Here is a 20,233-nt window from a genome sequence, read left to right on the forward strand (position 1 = left end):
TTTTTTTATTATTTAAACAAGCTACAAATATAACAAATAAGCCCAATTTATTTGACTTTAAACGTAACAACTTCTAGTTTTTTACTATTTTTGAATCGCTCAAAATAGTGCTTTTACTTGGAAAAATAAAGATAACCCCCTTATTTTCATTCTCTTTATAATGGCATCCCACACCATCATAGGAAGACAAACACTTCGTTTGGATGGTGACAAACTTAGCCCAAGATCACAATTGTACTATTAAATAAAAAACAATAAATTTTTAATTTTTTACAAAGCCCATCAAGTCAACTGTTTTTAAACACAATAACAAAAATGAAAATAATTTCTTATAACGTCAACGGAATTCGTGCTGCTATCACTAAAGGTTTTTTAGAATGGTTACAACAAGCTAATCCTGATGTAATTTGTCTTCAAGAAATCAAAGCTACCGAGGATCAAATTCCAGTGTCGGAAATTGAAAAAGCAGGCTATCCATTTCAATACTATTACCCCGCCAACAAAAAAGGATACTCTGGAGTAGCCATATTATCCAAAATCAAACCCAATGCCGTTACCTACGGAACGGGGATTGAGCACATGGATATCGAGGGACGAAATCTTAGAGCCGATTTTGACCAATGTTCTATCATGAGTTTGTATTTACCTTCAGGCACCAACATCGAACGCTTGGATCACAAATTCAAATACATGGACGATTTTCAAAACTACATCGATACCCTAAAAAAGGAAATCCCAAACTTGATTATTTGTGGCGATTACAACATTTGCCATAAACCTATTGATATCCATGACCCCGTGCGAAACAAAAATGTTTCGGGCTTTTTACCCGAAGAACGCGCATGGCTAGATAAATTCATCAATTCAGGATTTATAGACAGTTTCAGATACTTCAATCAAGAACCTCATCAATATTCGTGGTGGAGCTACCGTGCAGGTGCACGTGGTAAAAACAAAGGTTGGCGTATCGACTATAACTTAGTGAGTGACTCCCTAGAAAAACAACTCAAAAGGGCTGTTATCCTTCCTGATGCTATGCACTCTGATCACTGTCCTATTTTAGTAGAACTTGAATAATTTTAGGAGCTAATCCTGCTGTCCACTATATCTTGCAGGACCTCCCGCCCCCGAACCTTCGGGACGGGATTGCCCAACAAGGATGCCGTTCCCATCAGGGCTAGGGCAAAGGACAACAAACAACCATAGAACATAAAAAATAAAAATTGTCTAAATACAACCCCATGATCAAAAAAACCTTCCTTGGACTTTCTGTATTACTTTTAGCTAGTTCTTGCGTGTCCAAAAAAATCTACAACGAACTAGAAAACAAATTAGCAAATCTTCAAAAAGAACACGCTACTTTGACCGATGAAAATGGAATGCTACAAAACGCTAAAGCACAATTAGAAACAGAAAAAAATCAACTTACAACCGAACTTAATGCTACCAAATCGGAACTAGAAAAACTCAAAGCCGATTATGCAGCCGCTCAGAACAAATTCAAAGTACTACAAGATGCCTATGTAGCTTTAGAAAAAAACAGCGCCGAGGCCCTACAAACTAATTTGAAAAAAAATCAAGCCTTATTGGCCGAATTAGATGCTAAAAGCAAAGCATTAGCCATCGAAAAAGAGCGTCTTAGCAAAAACACTCAAAGACTACAAGAATTAGAAGAATTGATTGCTGCAAAAGAAGCAACAATGAATAAACTTAAAGAAACTTTATCCAAAGCCTTAAATGGTTTTGAAGGTAAAGGTTTGACTGTAGAACAAAAAAACGGCAAAGTTTACGTGTCTATGGAAAATAAATTATTGTTCAACTCCGGCAGTTGGGCAGTTGGTGCAGAAGGTAAAAAAGCAGTGGTAGAAGTGGCCAAAATTTTGGGAGACAATCCTGATATTGCCGTTTTAATTGAAGGTCATACTGATAACGACGAATATAATGGCTCTGGACCTATTGCCAACAATTGGGACCTATCCACCAAAAGAGCCACCGCTATTGTGGCCATCCTAAGCGAAAACAAAAAAGTAAACCCACAAAACTTAACCGCCGCTGGACGCAGTGAATATGCCCCATTAATGAGTAACGCCACTGCCGAAGGGAAAGCCAAAAACCGTAGAATCGAAATCATATTGACCCCAAGATTAGATGAAATTTCTAAAATGTTAAACGATTTTTAAAACTCAAATCGATAGAGTGATTTTAACAAAAAGGTTCGCAGTTTTGCGAACCTTTTGTGTTAAAATTAACAAACGTCGAATTACAGACCTTCAACTAATTTTTACCTTTGTCTTCTCAAATTAGATTTATTCCATTTTAAAAAAACATTGCTATGAAATACACCACGCTCCCTAATACCGATATTCAAATCAGCAAAATTTGTCTCGGCACCATGACATTTGGTCAGCAAAACACCGAAGCCGAAGGGCATGCACAAATGGATTATGCTTTGGATAATGGTGTAAACTTTTTCGATACTGCCGAAATGTATTCCATCCCACCAAGCAAAGAAACCTATGGCAACACCGAACGCATTTTGGGTACCTGGTTTAAAAAAACTGGTCATAGAGACAAAATTGTTTTGGCTACCAAAATCGCAGGTCCTAATCCCAATTTTACTTACATGAGAGATAAAGTCGACTTTTCTCCAGCTAGTATTCAATACGCCCTAGACCAGAGCTTGCTTCGTTTACAAACGGACTATGTCGACTTGTATCAATTGCATTGGCCTGAGAGAAAAACCAATTATTTTGGACAACGTGGTTTTAAACAACAAAACGATAGTTGGGAAGACAACATACATCAGGTTTTAGAAACCTTACAACAATTTGTAAAACAAGGCAAAATAAAACATATTGGACTTTCTAACGAAACGCCTTGGGGAATCATGCGTTTTTTAGAAGAAAGTAAGAAATATAATTTACCAAGAATTGCCACGGTTCAAAATCCATATTCTTTGCTTAACAGATTATATGAAAATGGCAATGCCGAAATAAGTATCAGAGAAAATGTAGGCTTATTAGCGTATTCTCCTATGGCTTTTGGAGTCTTATCTGGTAAATATTTATCTGGCGAGGCCCTTCCAAATGCAAGAATCAATTTGTTTCCGCAATACAAAAGATACAGCAGCGAACAAGCTACTGCAGCAACACGTTTGTATCAAGAAATTGCCATTAAACACGGGCTAACGTTAACTCAACTATCTTTAGCATTTATTGCACAACAACCGTTTGTAAGCAGTAGCATCATTGGAGCCACCACTTTAGAGCAATTAAAAGAAAATATCGATACCATTTCGATAACGCTATCAGAAGAAATCCTTCAAGAAATCGATGCCGTGCAAGCGATAATTCCAGATCCTGCTCCATAGAAACACTATTACTTACAGTTATATATCATAAAACGGACAAGGTGTAACTTGTCCGTTTATTTTGAAAAAAAGCGTATTTTTGCAACAAATTTTACAGAACTATGTCACAGCATGCTACACCAGGCACCGTCGATTCAAATGGAGCCAAAAGATACACCATTACAGCGGCTTTACCCTATACCAACGGCCCAATACACATTGGTCATTTAGCCGGAGTATATGTCCCCGCAGATATTTATTCTCGATACTTACGATTACAAAACAGAGACACTTTGTTTGTATGTGGTAGCGATGAACACGGTGTGGCCATTTCGATGAAAGCTAAAAAAGAAGGAATTACACCTCAAGAAGTTATAGATAAATACGATGGAATTATCAGAAAATCATTTGCTGATTTCGGAATTTCATTTGATAACTACTCTAGAACTTCGGCAGAAATACATCACAAAACAGCTTCTGAGTTTTTCAAAAAACTGTATGACAACGGCGATTTTATTGAAGAAGTTACCGAACAGTTATACGATGCCAAAGCCAATCAATTCTTAGCCGACCGCTTTGTTACTGGAACTTGTCCAAAATGTAGTAACGAAGAAGCCTATGGCGATCAATGCGAAAAATGTGGTTCTACATTAAATGCTACCGACTTAATCAATCCAAAATCGACCATTACGGGAGAAACACCTATTTTGAAATCGACCAAACATTGGTTCTTGCCTTTAGATCGTTATGATGCGTTTTTGAGAGAATGGATTTTGGAAGGTCATAAAAACGATTGGAAACCTAACGTATACGGTCAAGTAAAATCTTGGATTGACGGCGGATTAGAACCACGTGCCGTTACTCGTGACCTTGATTGGGGAATTGACGTTCCTGTAGCAGGTGCCGAAGGAAAAAAATTATACGTATGGTTTGATGCGCCAATTGGTTACATCTCTTCGACCAAAGAATGGGCCGCTAGAGAAGGGAAAGATTGGGAACCCTACTGGAAAGACAAAGACACCAAGTTGGTGCATTTCATCGGAAAAGACAATATTGTTTTTCACTGTGTGATATTCCCTGCAATGTTGAAAGCGGAAGGTAGTTATATCTTGCCTGATAATGTTCCCGCAAACGAGTTCCTTAATTTGGAAGGCAATAAATTATCGACTTCAAAAAACTGGGCCGTTTGGTTGCACGAATACCTGGAAGAATTCCCAAATCAGCAAGATGTATTGCGTTATGCCTTGACATCGAATGCGCCAGAAACCAAAGACAACGACTTTACTTGGAAAGATTTTCAAGCGAGAAACAATAACGAATTGGTGGCTATTTTTGGAAACTTCATCAACCGTGTGGTGGTGTTAACCAATAAATATTACAACGGAATTGTTCCAACGCCAAATGAATTGTCTGAAGTAGACGAGCAAACTTTAGAAGAATTGAAAGCTTATCCAGCAGTAATTTCGAGTTCTATTGAAAGATACCGATTTAGAGAAGCCTTGGGTGAAATGATGAATGTAGCCAGATTAGGTAATAAGTATTTGGCAGACGAAGAGCCTTGGAAAATGATCAAAACCGATCCAGAGCGTACCAAAACTCAAATGTATGTAGCCTTGCAAATCGCAGCTGCTTTGAGTTCGCTTTGTGAGCCGTTCTTACCGTTTACTTCTAAAAAATTATTGTCGATGTTAAAGATATCAACGAATAATTGGAATTTGGATTTTGAAGACTGGAGTTTATTACCTGCAGGCCACCAAATTGGAGAAGCCGAATTGCTTTTCTCTAAAATAGAAGATGAAGCCATTCAAAAACAAATCGACAAACTAGAAGCTACGAAAACGGCTAATAGTGCTGAAAATAAAAAAGCTGAACCACAGAAAGAGTTGATTCAGTTTGAAGATTTTGCCAAAATGGATCTTCGCGTAGGAACCATTTTGGAAGCCGAAAAAATGCCAAAAGCCAATAAGTTATTGGTATTAAAAGTAGACACAGGAATCGATGTTCGCACCATCGTTTCAGGAATAGCTGAAAGTTTTAAACCTGAAGACATTATTGGCAAAAGAGTAACTGTTTTGGTTAATCTTGCTCCAAGAGCGCTTAGAGGGGTAGAAAGTCAAGGTATGATTTTGATGACTACCAATGCCGAAGGAAAATTGGTTTTTGTCAATCCTGACGCAGAAGGCGTTACTAATGGCCAGACGATAAATTAATAAAAAACAACTATAACAAAACTTTATAATTTGTTTCCATAACTGTTTCGCAAACTTTGTAAATTTGCATTCAATTTTTAACTAAAAAAATAAAACTATGTATCCACAAGATATGGTATTACCGATGCAAGCAGAATTAACTGATGCAGGTTTCCAAGACTTACATAATGCCGATGCTGTTAATCAAGCTATAACTTCAGAAGGAACTACTTTTGTGGTTATTAATTCCGTTTGTGGTTGTGCTGCAAGAAATGCACGTCCAGGAGCTATCATGAGTTTATCTGGTGCCAAAAAGCCTGACCAACTAATCACTGTTTTTGCTGGTGTTGACAAAGAAGCCGTAGATGCTGCTAGACAACACATGTTCCCGTTTCCTCCATCATCGCCTTCTATGGCTTTGTTCAAAAATGGCGAATTGGTACATGTTTTAGAGCGTCACCATATTGAAGGGCGACCAGCTGAAACCATTGCTGAAAACCTTAAAGAGGCGTTTAACGAAAACTGTTAATCCTAATTCAAAAAAATAAAAAAACATCCGTTGTTACGGATGTTTTTTTATGTTCAAATGTTTCATTTTATTCATTCCATCCACCACCCAATGCTTTGTATAACTGCACCATAGCGGTTAATTGACGTTGTGACAATTGGGACAAGCTAATTTCTGCATCGAACAAAGAACGTTGTACATCCAATACTTCTAAATAAGAAACATATCCATTGTAATAACGCGCATAAGAAAGTTCATAGTTTTTCTTAGCTGCGGCAACTTGTCGGCTTCTTGCTTCAAATTCTTCTTTGTACGTAGTAGCGTTTTGAATAGCATTTTCAACCTCAGCAATAGCTACTAAATAGGTTTTTTGATAGTTTAATTTAGATTGCTCAGCTAATTGACGGTTAATTTCAACACGTCTTCTATTTTTCCCAAATTGAAAAATAGGTCCCGTTATTCCAACAGAAGCATTATCTCTGTAGGAGCCATCATTAAATAAATCGCCGATTTTAGGAGTAGCAAATCCAGCAATCGCTGCGATGTTAAATGATGGGAAACGCATAGCTTGAGCTACTCCAATTCTTTCGTGAGCAGCTATGTATTGCAATTCGGCTCTTTTTACATCGGGTCTATTTTGCAACAAAGAAGAGGGAATAGATAATGGCAAATTAGTTACCATCAATTGCTCTTTATTGGTTTTTCCTCTTTCAATAACTCCAGGTGTTTGACCAATCAAAATGGAAATCGTGTTTTCTAAAGCGGTGATTTGTCGTTTGATATTTGGAATAGCAGCTTCGGCAATAGCCACTTGCTGTTCTATTTGTACTTTATCCAACTCTGAAGTATACCCACTTTTAAAACGATCGGTAATGATTACATAGGAATCTTGACGCGTTTTGAGCGTTTGTTTCGTAATCTCCAATTGATTGTCTAAATCTCTCAACTGAAAATAAGCAGTAGCAATATCACTAACAATGCCTGCCATCACCGTCTTTCTTGCCTCTTCGGTAGCCAATAATTCATTTTGAACGGCTCTGTTTTCGTGTCTAAGTTTTCCCCAAAAATCAATCTCCCAAGACATATTTCCAATTAGTGATGAATTTTGAATGAAGTTTTCAGCCGTATTGGCACCCGCGCTGTATTGAAAGGATGGCAATATATTGGCTTTGGTAAATCCTAAATTGGCTTTGGCTTGCTCTAGGCGAGAAATGGCTATTTTTAAATCAAAATTGTTCTCGATGCCTTTGTTTATTAAGCCTTTTAACACTTCATCATTAAAAATATCAAACCATTTTACATTCAAAATCGTTTTGGTGGTATCAGAATTGGGAGAAAATCGATACTTAACAGCCGAATTTTCTTTAAACTCTGGGTCTTTATATTTAGGTCCAACCAAACAACTCACTGGCAAAAAAGCAACTATTACCAGTAGCAACACTTTAATACATTTATTCCTCATGGCTAATAGATTTAGTAGATTCAACGCTGTTTTCTAAATGTTTCTTTTTACCAAATCTTTCTACAAACACGAACAAGACTGGTATAAAACAAACACCCATTACTGTAGCCACTAACATTCCGCTAAACACGGTCATACCCATTACTTTTCGGGCTTGAGCTCCAGCTCCAGAGGCTGTCAATAAAGGCACAACACCTAAAATAAAAGCAAAAGCAGTCATCAATATTGGTCGCAAACGCAATTTAGCAGCGTTTAAAGAAGCTTCAACAAGAGGAACTCCTTTTTCGTATTCGGCTTTGGCAAACTCTACAATAAGGATGGCATTTTTGGCTGCCAAACCTATAAGCATTACTAAACCGATCTGAGCGAAGACATTGTTTACATAATCTGGACTGAATAATTTACACAAATACAATCCTAAGAAGGCTCCAAAAACCGCAAAAGGTGTTCCTAATAATACACTGAATGGTAACTTCCAACTTTCGTATTGTGCCGCCAAAATGAGGAAAACAAATACAATCGCCATAATAAACACCATAGCTCCTTTACCCTCGGCTTGTTTCTCCTGATAACTCATGGCCGACCATTCGTAACCCATATCCGAAGGAAGTGTTTTGAGGGCAGTTTCTTCAAGTGCTTGTCGAGCTTCCGAAGACGTATAGCCTGGCGCAGGAGATCCACCAATTTCGGCAGCACGGTATAAGTTAAAACGAGTGGTAAACTCAGGACCCGTTTCTTTTTTAATTTTTGCTATACTTGAAATTGGAATCATGATATTATCACGATTACGAACAAATATTTTATTGATGTCTTCGGGATTCAACGTAAAACTAGGTGCCGCCTGTATCAATACAATATATTGTCTACCAAACCTGTTGAACTCATTAACGTATTGTCCTCCCAAACTGGCTCCAATGGCCATATTCACATCAGAAAGCGATAAATTCAATTCGGTTACTTTATCACGATCAATATCCAAACTAATTTGAGGCACATAAGGATTGAAAGTAGTTCTAATACTACCAATTTCAGGGCGTTTTCTGGCTTCGGCCATGAAGCGTTGTGCATTATCAAATAAATACTGAGGCGATTTTCCAGCTCTATCTTGCAACATCAAAGAGAAACCTGCCGAGTTACCAACACCACTGATAGGTGGAGGTCCAAAAGCAAAAGCAGTGGCTTCTGGTACGGCATAAACCAATTTACCATTTATTTCTTGAATAATTTGGAACACATCCTTATCACGCTTTTTCCATTCTTTTAAAGCAATGAAGAAAAACCCATTGTTGGTCGCCATAGAGTTTTTTAACAAACTATATCCAGAAACCGTGGTATAGAACTCAACACCCTCTATGGATCCCAGAATACCTTCGATTTTTTTACAAACGGCATCGGTTCTGTGTAAAGAAGAAGCTCCTGGCAACTCCACATTCACAAACAAATACCCTTGATCTTCTTCTGGAACGAATCCTCCAGGAATTTTAGTTCCTAATAAAATGATAGCTACTATGATGATACCAATGAAGATAAAACTACGAATCATTTTTTTAATCAAGAACGCAGTGAATCCAGTATATCGATTGGTGAAGGCATCAAATTTTTGATTGAATCCTTTGAAGAATCTCCCTAACCATCCTTTGGCCTCTTGGTTGGGTTTCAACATAATTGAACACAAAGCTGGACTTAAAGTTAGCGCACTGATTGCAGAGAAGATAACCGAGATTGCAATAGTAATCGCAAATTGTTGATACAAACGACCTGTAATACCTGGTGTCATTGCCACTGGAATAAATACTGCCGTCAAAACAATCGCAATAGCGATAACAGGACCAGAAACTTCTTTCATCGCCTTGTTTGTCGCTTCTCGTGGTGATAATCCGTGCTCAATATGATGCATTACGGCCTCGACCACTACAATCGCATCATCCACCACTATACCAATCGCCAATACCAATCCCAAAAGTGAAAGCACGTTCACAGAGAATCCTAACAAAGGAAACAACATGAAAACAGCAACCAACGAAACGGGTACCGTAATTAATGGGATGATGGTAGCTCTCCAATTCTGCAAGAACAAAAACACCACTACAATTACCAAGATGATGGCTTCAAAAAGTGTATGCATGATTTCATTAATCCCCTCGGTAATAGCTAAAGTAGTATCTAATGAAACATCATATTTTAAATCTTGAGGAAACTTTTTACTCAAATCGGCCATTACTTTTTTACAAGCATCAGCAACTTCCAAAGCATTGGATCCTGGCATTTGTTTGATACCAATAGTACCTGCAGGTTTGCCGTTTAATGCCCCTTTCGAAGCATAACTTTCGGTTCCTAGAGCAACAGTTGCCACGTCTTTTAAACGTACTTGTTGGTTGCCAATGTTGGATTTCAAAATAATGTTTTCAAAATCTTTTATGTCTACCAAACGATCTTTAAGGGTGACGTTATAGGTAAATTCATTCCCGTCCTCTGCTGGCGGAGCTCCAAATTTACCTCCTGGCGCGATAGAGTTTTGATCTTTGATCGCGCTCATTACATCTGGGATGGTCAATTTGTATTTTGCCAAGATATCGGGTTTTACCCAAATACGCATCGCGTAGTTACTTCCACCAAAAATTACAACTTCTCCAACTCCTTTTATCCTTGACAAAGCATCTACTATGTTGATGTTGGCGTAATTGGTTAAAAAGTCAGAGCTATACGTGTTATTTGGAGAAGAAAGCGAAAACAATAGCAACGGCATCGAGAGCGATTTCTTTGTCGTTACACCGGTATTCTTCACATCGACAGGTAAAGTTGATGTTGCTGAAGCCACACGGTTTTGCGTTAACATGGTAGCATTATCCAAATCGGTTCCCATATCAAAGGTTACAGACAAAGACATACTTCCATCACCCGTATTAGTAGATTGCATATACAGCATGTTTTCTACCCCATTTACTTTTTGCTCGATTGGAGTAGCTACCGCTTGCTCTACGTTTAATGCATTGGCTCCACGATAACTGGTTGAAACTTGAACAACTGGAGGTGCAATTTCAGGATATTGAGAAATTGGAGTTTCTAAAACAGATAACCCTCCGATAATCACCATAAAAATGGCCAAAACTATGGCAACTATGGGCCTTCTTACAAAAAAATTATCCATAATTATTTCGCTTTATTTTCTGCAGAAGCATACGGAACAGGTTGTACAACTGACCCTGGCTGAATGAACATGCTACCAGTTATTGCTACTCTATCTCCAACACTTAAGCCTTTTTTGATTACCCAATCTTCACCTACTTTATCTCCAACATCAACAATTTTTACTTGAATTTTATTGTCTTTGTCAACAACCAATACTTGGTAAATACCTTGCATTTCAGTCACTGCTTTTTGGGGTATAGCAATAGCCTGAATTAGATTTTCTGTCAAAGCTCTTACTTTAGAAAACTGTCCTGAACGCAAGTTGTTTTCTGGATTAGGGAAGGATGTTTCGATAGTCATAGTACCAGTAGTAGGATCAATCTTAGCATCAGAGAAATTCAACTTCCCTTTATAAGGATGTACACTACCATCTGAAAGTAACAACTCAATATCATTACTGCTATTTGTGCTTAATGCATTTTTTCGTCTATACTCTAAGAATTCGGCTTCGCTGATGGTAAATCGCACTCTTACTTTATCTAGTCGAGAAACGGTATTCAATTTGGAAGAACTTCCCATTCTTGAAATATAATCGCCTACTCTAGCATTGCTAATACCGATGATGCCATCAATAGGAGAAACTATATTACAATAACTTCTTTCTAACTGTTGGTTTTTAAGTGCCGCTCGAGTGCTCTCAAAATTAGAACGAGCCGCTTTGGCTTTGGCTACTGCCGCATCATATTCTCTTTGGCTTACTGCATTCATTTCTGCCAAAGGTTTGATTCGCTTTAGTTCTTCCTCAGCATTGGCCAAATTACTTTGTGAAGTGGCTACTTGTCCTTTGACTTGTTCTACTTTGGTATCATACTCTAACGGGTCGATGGTGTAAAGTAATTGCCCTTTCTTCACTTTTTGACCTTCAATAAAATGAATTCCTGTAAGTATTCCATCTACTCTTGCCGTCAAAACGATGTCCAAATCACCAAACGTTTGAGCTGCAAATTCTTTATACAGCGGGACATCTTTTGCAACAACGGTTATAAATGGTGCTGGAATTGGAGGGGGTACTTGATTCTCTTTTTTGTTACAAGAAATAAGAAAAACAAATGCAATAAAAAGTACTATACTCTTTTTGTAATCCATAGCTAAAATCATTTTTGCGTTATTTTATGTTGATAATAAATTACAACTCACTCAAATTTAACAAAATAAAGTTTAACATAATTGAAACAGCTGTTAATTTTAGAAAAAATTGATACTAATTACATTAAAATTATGAATCCCTTTTAAGTCCTTTGTTTGGTTAAATTCAAACTAAATAAAGGCTAATTCATAATACTAAGGCAGTTAGTTTTGACTGAATCCTTTTAATTTAACAGGTGTGATTTTTCAATTTCAAAAAGGGATTCACAGTTGTAATAGGTTTTTTTATGAGTATTTTGTGAATAAAATATTTGCTTAACTCTCATTTAATAAGTACCATTTCAAAGTTTATCAAAAAAATTATTTAAATAAAACCAATACCATTGCGCTGTGGAAACCAAACAAACATTTGAAAGTGCCAAAAGCATTGAAAACTCATAAAAAATGATTACTTTTGCGCCCGAATTCTTCCAATTAGAATTCGTTACATCATTCTCACTTAAACGTTTATAGCATGCAACTGTATAACACCTTAAGCGCAGAAGAAAGAGCCGAGCTTATTGACCAAGCCGGAAAACAACGCCTCACGTTGTCTTTTTATGCGTATGCCAAAATTGAAGATCCCAAAAAATTTCGCGACGATTTATTTATCGAATGGAATAAATTAGATGCACTAGGTAGAACCTATGTTGCCAAAGAAGGCATCAACGCGCAAATGTCTGTCCCTGCCGAAAATTTAGAAGCCTTTCGCGAAACGCTAGAAGCTTATGAATTTATGCGCAACATTCGTTTGAATGTAGCCGTTGAGCACGATGATCATTCGTTTTTAAAACTTACTGTGAAAGTGCGCGACAAAATTGTGGCCGACGGGTTAAACGACGAAACCTTTGATGTAACCAATATTGGAGTACACCTCAAAGCCAAAGAATTCAACGAAATATTAGAAGATCCCAACACGATTGTAGTTGATTTTAGAAACCATTACGAAAGTGAAATTGGTCATTTTAAAGGCGCTATTACTCCTGACGTAGAAACCTTCCGTGAATCCTTGCCTATCATCAACGAACAATTACAAGAATTTAAAGAAGACAAAAATCTAGTGATGTATTGCACGGGTGGAATTCGTTGCGAAAAGGCCTCGGCTTACTTCAAACACCAAGGTTTTAAAAATGTTTTCCAATTAGAAGGAGGCATCATCAATTACGCCAAGCAAATCAAAGAAGAGAATCTAGAAAGTAAATTTATCGGAAAGAATTTCGTTTTTGACCATCGTTTGGGTGAGCGCATCACAGACGACATCGTTTCGCAATGCCACCAATGCGGAAAACCTTGCGACAATCATACCAACTGCGAAAATGTAGGCTGTCATTTATTGTTCATTCAATGTGATGAATGCAAAGAAGCGATGCAAAATTGTTGTTCTACCGAATGTTTAGACATCATCAACTTGCCACTAGTGGAGCAAGTAAAATTGAGAAAAGGTAAACAAGTAGGCAACAAAGTCTTCCGAAAAGGAAAATCAGACAAATTACCCTTCAAACATTCTGGCGACCTTCCCGACGCACCTTTAGCTGTGGCTACTACTCCAACTAAAATTCGTCAAAGAATCAAAATCAAAAAAACACTTCTTGGAAACGCTCAACACTATTTTGTAAAAGCGCAAGTAGCCCTTTTTGTTATTGAGAATAACGAACTACAAGTAGGAGACACCATTTTAATTTCGGGCCCGACTACAGGAAACGAACAACTTGTACTCGAAAAAATGTTAGTCAACGGCAGCGAAAACACTGTCGCAAAACCTGGCGACAAAGTAACATTTGAAGTGCCTTTCAGAGTCCGTTTATCTGATAAATTGTTTAAAATTTTAAACTAGTTTTCCAAACTTTCATCCATCTCCTTTGTCAAAGTTCAAATCGTTGACAAAGATTCATTAAGATAAATTAGACACAGATTTCACAAATTCACACAGATTAATTTGTGCTAATTTGTGAAATCTGTTTCAAAACAATACATACAATGACCACAAACAACAAAATAGAATTAATGGCACCTGCCGGGAATTTCGAATCCTTGCAAGCCGCTTTAGATAACGGATGTGATTCCGTATATTTTGGAGTAGAACAACTCAATATGCGTGCCCGCGCCTCGGTAAACTTCACTATGGATGATTTGGCCGAAATCGCCAAACGCTGCGAAGCCAAAAACGTACGCAGTTACTTGACCTTAAACACCATCATTTATGACCACGACTTATCTGTGGTTAAAACCTTAATCAATAAAGCCAAAGAAGCCAACATCACTGCGGTGATTGCTTCGGATCAAGCCGTAATTGCCATGGCTCGAAGCGTGGGGATGGAAGTTCACATTTCTACACAATTGAATGTGACCAATATCGAAACCATCAAATTCTACAGCCTTTTTGCGGATACTATGGTGTTGAGTCGCGAATTGAGTTTACGCCAAGTAAAAAAAATCACCGAGCAAATCGAAAAAGAACAAATCAAAGGGCCTAATGGGAATTTGATCGAGATTGAAATCTTTGGTCACGGAGCGTTATGTATGGCCGTTTCGGGTAAATGCTATTTGAGTCTGCATTCGCATAACTCCTCAGCCAACCGCGGTGCTTGCAAACAAAACTGTCGCAAAAAATATACCGTTATCGACCAAGAAACGGGTTTCGAAATCGAATTAGACAACGAATATATGATGTCGCCCAAAGATTTATGCACCCTAGATTTCCTAGACCAAGTTATCGATTCAGGCATTCAAGTCCTTAAAATCGAAGGTCGTGGCCGTGCTCCAGAATATGTGGCTACTGTAATAAAAACCTACCGCGAAGCGATTGATGCCTACTATGACGGCAAGTTCTCCAAAGACAAAATCGCCGTTTGGATGGAGGCTTTGAACACCGTGTACAACCGCGGATTCTGGTCAGGTTATTACTTAGGACAAGAATTGGGCGAATGGAGCGATGTTTCCGGTTCAGTGGCTACGCAAAAGAAAGTCTATGTGGGCAAAGGCACTCATTTCTTCCCCAAAGCCGAAATTGGTCAATTCAAAATCGAAGCCTACAACATCAAAGTGGGCGATAAAATTTTGGTAACGGGTCCAAGCACCGGCGCACAAGAAATGATTATCGAAGAAATGTATGTCAACGATACCTCGGCAGAGCGCGCTACCAAAGGAGACGATTGCACCCTCAAACTTCCGTTTAGAATCCGAATGTCCGACAAATTATACAAAATAGTAGAAGCCTAATGGTCATCATCACCTTACAAAGAGACAAATGCATCGGCTGCAATTACTGCGTAGAAATGGCGCCCGTACAGTTTCAAATGTCCAAAAAAGACGGTAAATCGGTACTCATCAAAAGTGTCAATGCCAAAGGTTTTTACACCCTAAAATCACCCGATCACACCATCGTAGAAAGTTGCGAACTTGCCGCCAAAGCCTGTCCCGTAAAAATTATTTCGGTCAAAGAAACCTAATACTTGCTTGTTTTTTAGGAGCAGAAAAAATAGGCATTTTTAGGAAGCAATGGTCCCGCTATCCGTTTCACCCGAGCGAAGCGAACTGACGAAGTAATCTTTGCGGGCTGAACCCCAGCCCACAAAGGATTTCCACTACACCCGAGCGATAGCGAACTGGCGAAGCAATCGGGGCTAAAGAGCCACAATTCGCTTCTTTAGGAACAATCTGATAATGAAAAAAACTAAACCATCACAATTCCTTTTGTGGTGGTGTTCTATTTTTATTAATAAGAAAAAAGCACTATATTCGTATGATCCTTATATTTTTCTAAATAACTCAAAAAACAATAGTTATGCCAATAGAAAATAACCTTGCGAATCACGGCAAACGATTCTCATCCTTTGTTATTGATTTACTCCCTATTCAAATAACAGTATTTCTTATTTTCTATTTTTTTATAGATTATAATACCCTATTAGTCCATTATTTCCCTCAAGAAACTACAGCAACTCCAAGAATACATTTTTTAAAAGAAAAGAACATGATTGGCTATATTTCTTTTATACTCTGGGTTTTATACTGTACCTTTATGGAATGTTCAAAATATCAAGGAACTTTCGGGAAAATAGCAATGAATATCAAAGTTGTTGATAGTACTGGCAATCGACTAAGTTTTTCAAAATCACTAAAAAGAAACCTAAGTAAAATAATTTCAAATTTATGTATTGGATTCGGTTTCTTTTGGATATTATTTGACAAACAAAATCAAGGTTGGCATGACAAACTCAACAACACTTTTGTGGTTGATAAATATTCTAAATTTAAAAATATTTAGAATTCATAACTAAACCGGAACACTCTTAGATACAGCCACAATCTACTTCTTTATAATCCATCATAAATAAAATCATACAAACCATTACAACACTTTTTGTGGTCGTTTTTATTTTTACCTCATACTTATATATCTTCAAAACCTCAAAAACATAATCATTTTGGAATCAATTCCAAAATAAACATAATCATTTTGGAATTGATTCCAAAATAAACATAATTATTTTGGAATTACAATCAAAAAAATTACATTTGCTTCCTTAAAACCAATGCTTTATGGTCACAAGAGCACAAACTACTTATGCAAAAGCCCGTTTATTCAAAGGGAAAGCTTTACTTATATTTGGCCCAAGACAAGTGGGGAAAACAACTTTCGTCCAACATTTAATAAACGATTTAAATAAAAAAACACTTTTCTTAAACGGAGACGAATCGGATGTGCTTACTTTATTCGAAAATCCTAACGTAACCAAACTCAAAAATATAATTGGTGATCACGAAATTTTAGTAATTGACGAAGCACAACGAGTGACAAACATTGGTATTGTTCTCAAAATAATCGTAGATCAAATCAAATCCGTACAAGTCATTGCTACGGGCTCCTCGAGTTTTGAATTGGCTAACAAACTCAACGAACCCCTAACAGGTAGAAAATATGAAATGTATTTGTTTCCAATTGCCTTCTCGGAAATGGTTACCCACACAGGGCTCTTAGAAGAAAAAAGAAATATAGAACAACGACTAATCTACGGCAATTACCCAGAAATAATAAGCAACCCAATTGATGCTAAAGAACACATCAAACTCATCGCCAATAGTTATTTGTATAAGGATTTATTTCTATTGGATCAAATAGCAAAACCTGTTGTACTTCAGAAAATAGTAAAAGCATTAGCCCTACAAGTAGGAAGCGAAGTGAATTACAATGAATTGAGCAAACTCCTACAAATAGACAATAAAACCGTTGAAAAATACATTGACCTATTAGAAAAAGCTTTTGTGATATTCAAACTACCGGCTTTGGCTAACAATGTCAGAAATGAAATTAAAAAAGGAAAGAAAATATATTTTTATGACAATGGCATTATCAATGCGGTTACAGGTAATTTCAATGGGATAAACCAAAGAAACGACACAGGAAACTTATGGGAAAACTTCATCATTAGCGAGCGAATGAAATATTTAAATATCCAACAAGAAGAAGCCGATTGTCATTTTTGGAGAACTACGCAACAGCAAGAAATTGATTATATCGAAAAAAGAAATAACCAACTTTTAGCTTGTGAAATCAAATGGAATAGTGCAGCGAAATATAAAATTCCCTCAACATTTTTAGACAATTATAGCAATGTAACGACAACAATGGTTACTCCGATCAATTACGAGGAGTTCTTGCTCTCCAATTTATAACATATAACTATGGTTTTCGTTCCAAAAGAGTCTAACAACATTTCTACCAAATCTTACGCAAATCAGATATGATTTCTTGAAAACAAATAAAAGGATCCTAGGAATTTGAGGGTATTACAAAGTCGAATTATATAATGTTTTCATGATCACATTGTGGACATTTATACAGGGCAAGTGATTGCTCAAATTCTTTTTGAAATTCACATTTTTCACAACTGTATATATAAATTCTATTTTTAAACAACATTGTAACAATTAGAATAAAATAGGATAAAGCACAAATTGAAGCCCCTAATAATCCAGCTCCTAAAGCTCCTGGGATGAAAATAAAAATTAGAATTAAAAGCCGCATCCAATATTTTAACTTTCTAAAAAAAGGCAGCCACATTAAAATAACAACTATCGATGTAATAACCAATTGAACAAATGACATCGAATTGCTTTCAAAAAAATCTATTTCCATAGTAAATGATTTAACGCGTTAATATTTAATTACTCATAGCCACTCCCTTGAATATAATTAAAAACGCTACAGTTAAAGAGCGTAGCAATACATATTGTACCGAAACGAATAGGCCGCTTAAACAAATCTAATAAATTAATTATAATTCTTACATTATCAATCGTGGTTTCTTACCTAAAACACAAAATAATCCGGTGATATTGTTGATATTACACTTTTTTACACTATAGAATAAGCTATATCTGGCTCTTGAGATATGCCCTTTTTGTTCAAGAAACAAAGATTAAATCAAAACAATATAATCTCAAAAGTTTAAATATTTTAGTATAATTTTAAGAAATACTGCGTTTTTTTACTTTTGTAACATACCATTAAAAAATACTATCTTTACCGATTAATTTCTAAGTAAGAACTCAAGTTGCTATTTTGCAACACTACTATATAATTATGGCTTGTACAAGTTGTTCAACTTCCGATGGTGGCGCACCAAAGGGGTGTAAAAATAATGGGACTTGCGGCACCGATAGCTGCAACAAATTAACCGTTTTTGATTGGCTTTCGAACATGAGTTTACCCAATGGCGAAGCGCCTTTTGACTGTGTCGAAGTACGTTTCAAAAACGGCAGAAAAGAATTTTACCGCAATACCGAAAAACTAACCTTAAGTATGGGAGACATCGTAGCAACGGTAGCTTCACCTGGTCACGATATCGGAATTGTAACGCTAACTGGAGAGTTGGTGAAAATTCAAATGAAGAAAAAAGGAGCCAATCCTAACAGCAACGAAATACCAAAAATATACCGAAAAGCCTCTCAAAAAGACATCGACATTTGGACTGCCGCCCGTGACCGCGAGGAACCCATGAAAGTTCGCGCACGTGAACTAGCGATTCAGCACAAATTAGAAATGAAAATTTCGGATATCGAATTTCAAGGCGATGGTTCTAAAGCGACTTTTTATTATACTGCCAACGATCGTGTCGATTTTCGAATGTTAATCAAAGATTTCGCCAAAGAATTCAACACTAGAGTCGAAATGAAACAAGTAGGATTCCGTCAAGAAGCGGCTCGCTTAGGCGGCGTAGGCTCTTGCGGACGCGAATTGTGTTGTTCCACTTGGCTTACTGACTTTAGAAGTGTCAACACTTCAGCCGCACGCTATCAACAATTGTCTTTAAACCCTCAAAAATTGGCAGGACAATGCGGAAAACTCAAATGTTGTTTGAACTATGAGTTGGATACGTATATGGATGCGTTAAAAGATTTTCCAAGCTTTGAAACCAAATTAAGCACCGAAAAAGGAGACGCAATTTGTCAAAAACAAGACATTTTTAAAGGCCTAATGTGGTTTGCTTATACCGATAACTTTTCGCATTGGCATACCCTAAAAATTGAAAACGTACACGAAATCATTGCTGAAAACAAATTAAACCGCAAAGTGAGTGCTTTGGAGGATTATGCCGAAGAAATTGTGACTGAGAAGGAACAAAATTTCACCAATGCGATGGGACAAGAAAGTTTAACACGTTTTGACCAACCAAAAGCGAAAAAGAGACCAAGCAAAAAACGTAAACCCAACGCAAATCAAGCTCCAGCAAAAGCGGAATCTACCAATAAAGCAAATGCGAACGTGAGCCAAAACCCAAATCCTAATCAAACCCAAAATTCAGGTCAAAATCAAAACAAAAACAATAGAAAAAAACACCAAAACAAAAACAAAGGCAATAATAGAGATAAAAAACAAGGCACTGACAAACCCAATGAACCCAGAAAACCTATAATTATAAGCAAAAATGAAGATAAAAAATAGTTGTATTTTATTTTTCACAATACTACTCCTTATAGCTTGTGACAAAAAAAGAGTGTTTGACGAATACCAATCTGTTGGAAGCGCATGGAACAAAGACAGTATAGTTTCATTCCAACTGCCCGCATTAGATTCTACAAAACCATATAATTTATTTGTAAATCTTAGAGCCAACGATAATTATCAGTTCAACAATATTTTTTTAATTGTGGCTATGGAGCAAAAAAATGGTTTTACCAAAGTAGATACGCTCGAATATCAAATGACCAACCCTGATGGGTCGCTTATGGGAGATGGCTTTACTGATTTAAAAGAAAGCAAACTTTTTTATAAAGAAAAAGTTCGTTTCAACGGTCAATACAAAGTCTTTATCAAACAAGCCCTTAGAGAAAATGGAAAAGTACAAGGGGTTCAAAATTTAGAAGGCATTACTAATGTAGGTTTTAGAATTGAAAATATAGATTAA

General features: G+C 36.9%; 16 protein-coding genes. 12 read left to right on the top strand and 4 right to left on the bottom strand.

Features of this window, described 5'->3' with window-relative positions; translation table 11 throughout:
* Positions 1 to 315 precede the first annotated feature (315 nt).
* The 5 genes from ACZIX2_RS01975 to ACZIX2_RS01995 all read left to right on the top strand — a co-directional run bounded on the left by ACZIX2_RS01975 (position 316) and on the right by ACZIX2_RS01995 (position 6,067).
* Positions 316 to 1,077 (top strand): exodeoxyribonuclease III, encoded by a 762-nt coding sequence (locus ACZIX2_RS01975; RefSeq protein WP_463338395.1) that lies wholly within the window; start codon positions 316 to 318, stop codon positions 1,075 to 1,077.
* Positions 1,078 to 1,241: 164 nt separating this feature from the next.
* Complete coding sequence (locus tag ACZIX2_RS01980; RefSeq protein ID WP_463338396.1) at positions 1,242 to 2,180, top strand: OmpA family protein; 939 nt, start codon at positions 1,242 to 1,244, stop codon at positions 2,178 to 2,180.
* Positions 2,181 to 2,332: 152 nt separating this feature from the next.
* The gene (locus ACZIX2_RS01985; RefSeq protein ID WP_463338397.1) at positions 2,333 to 3,370 is read left to right on the top strand and encodes an NADP(H)-dependent aldo-keto reductase; all 1,038 of its coding nucleotides are present in this window, start codon (positions 2,333 to 2,335) and stop codon (positions 3,368 to 3,370) included.
* A 101-nt stretch (positions 3,371 to 3,471) separates the two neighbouring features.
* Positions 3,472 to 5,559 carry a methionine--tRNA ligase gene (gene metG / locus ACZIX2_RS01990; RefSeq protein WP_463338398.1) on the top strand — a complete coding sequence of 696 codons (2,088 nt, stop codon included), beginning with the start codon at positions 3,472 to 3,474 and terminating at the stop codon, positions 5,557 to 5,559.
* 97 nt (positions 5,560 to 5,656) lie between these two features.
* On the top strand, positions 5,657 to 6,067 hold the full coding sequence (locus tag ACZIX2_RS01995; RefSeq protein ID WP_463338399.1) for a BrxA/BrxB family bacilliredoxin: 411 nt from the start codon (positions 5,657 to 5,659) through the stop codon (positions 6,065 to 6,067).
* A gap of 67 nt (positions 6,068 to 6,134) precedes the next feature.
* Here ACZIX2_RS01995 and ACZIX2_RS02000 read toward each other — a convergent pair whose 3' ends face one another.
* The 3 genes from ACZIX2_RS02000 to ACZIX2_RS02010 are packed head-to-tail and all read right to left on the bottom strand — an operon-like array spanning position 6,135 to position 11,795.
* Positions 6,135 to 7,508 (bottom strand): TolC family protein, encoded by a 1,374-nt coding sequence (locus ACZIX2_RS02000; protein WP_463338400.1) that lies wholly within the window; start codon positions 7,506 to 7,508, stop codon positions 6,135 to 6,137.
* Positions 7,498 to 10,656 carry an efflux RND transporter permease subunit gene (locus ACZIX2_RS02005; RefSeq protein WP_463338401.1) on the bottom strand — a complete coding sequence of 1,053 codons (3,159 nt, stop codon included), beginning with the start codon at positions 10,654 to 10,656 and terminating at the stop codon, positions 7,498 to 7,500. The genes ACZIX2_RS02000 and ACZIX2_RS02005 overlap by 11 nt, the downstream gene beginning before the upstream one ends.
* 2 nt (positions 10,657 to 10,658) lie before the next feature.
* Entirely contained in the window at positions 10,659 to 11,795 is a 1,137-nt protein-coding gene (locus ACZIX2_RS02010) for an efflux RND transporter periplasmic adaptor subunit (RefSeq protein WP_463338402.1), read from the bottom strand.
* Positions 11,796 to 12,297: 502 nt separating this feature from the next.
* Here ACZIX2_RS02010 and trhO point away from each other — a divergent pair.
* The 5 genes from trhO to ACZIX2_RS02035 all read left to right on the top strand — a co-directional run bounded on the left by trhO (position 12,298) and on the right by ACZIX2_RS02035 (position 17,498).
* Complete coding sequence (gene trhO, locus ACZIX2_RS02015) at positions 12,298 to 13,656, top strand: oxygen-dependent tRNA uridine(34) hydroxylase TrhO (RefSeq protein ID WP_463338403.1); 1,359 nt, start codon at positions 12,298 to 12,300, stop codon at positions 13,654 to 13,656.
* Positions 13,657 to 13,799: 143 nt separating this feature from the next.
* The gene (locus ACZIX2_RS02020; RefSeq protein ID WP_463338404.1) at positions 13,800 to 15,041 is read left to right on the top strand and encodes a U32 family peptidase; all 1,242 of its coding nucleotides are present in this window, start codon (positions 13,800 to 13,802) and stop codon (positions 15,039 to 15,041) included.
* Positions 15,041 to 15,271 carry a ferredoxin gene (locus tag ACZIX2_RS02025; protein ID WP_024980634.1) on the top strand — a complete coding sequence of 77 codons (231 nt, stop codon included), beginning with the start codon at positions 15,041 to 15,043 and terminating at the stop codon, positions 15,269 to 15,271. Before ACZIX2_RS02020 ends, ACZIX2_RS02025 begins: the two co-directional genes overlap by 1 nt.
* 335 nt (positions 15,272 to 15,606) lie before the next feature.
* Positions 15,607 to 16,089: an RDD family protein gene (locus ACZIX2_RS02030; protein WP_463338405.1), complete on the top strand. Its 483-nt coding sequence runs from the start codon at positions 15,607 to 15,609 to the stop codon at positions 16,087 to 16,089.
* Between the two features lie 275 nt (positions 16,090 to 16,364).
* Positions 16,365 to 17,498: an ATP-binding protein gene (locus tag ACZIX2_RS02035; RefSeq protein ID WP_463338406.1), complete on the top strand. Its 1,134-nt coding sequence runs from the start codon at positions 16,365 to 16,367 to the stop codon at positions 17,496 to 17,498.
* Positions 17,499 to 17,625: 127 nt separating this feature from the next.
* On the opposite strand, the gene ACZIX2_RS02040 is transcribed toward ACZIX2_RS02035, so the two are convergent.
* A complete protein-coding gene (locus ACZIX2_RS02040) occupies positions 17,626 to 17,961 on the bottom strand; it encodes an FmdB family zinc ribbon protein (RefSeq protein WP_463338407.1) in 336 nt (111 codons plus the stop codon).
* 447 nt (positions 17,962 to 18,408) lie between these two features.
* Here ACZIX2_RS02040 and ACZIX2_RS02045 point away from each other — a divergent pair, with 447 nt between their 5' ends.
* Positions 18,409 to 19,770, top strand: a complete 1,362-nt coding sequence (locus tag ACZIX2_RS02045; protein WP_463338408.1) for a PSP1 domain-containing protein — start codon at positions 18,409 to 18,411, stop codon at positions 19,768 to 19,770.
* The gene (locus ACZIX2_RS02050; protein WP_463338409.1) at positions 19,754 to 20,233 is read left to right on the top strand and encodes a gliding motility lipoprotein GldH; all 480 of its coding nucleotides are present in this window, start codon (positions 19,754 to 19,756) and stop codon (positions 20,231 to 20,233) included. The genes ACZIX2_RS02045 and ACZIX2_RS02050 overlap by 17 nt, the downstream gene beginning before the upstream one ends.

The sequence above is a fragment of the Flavobacterium riviphilum genome (genome assembly GCF_055231795.1).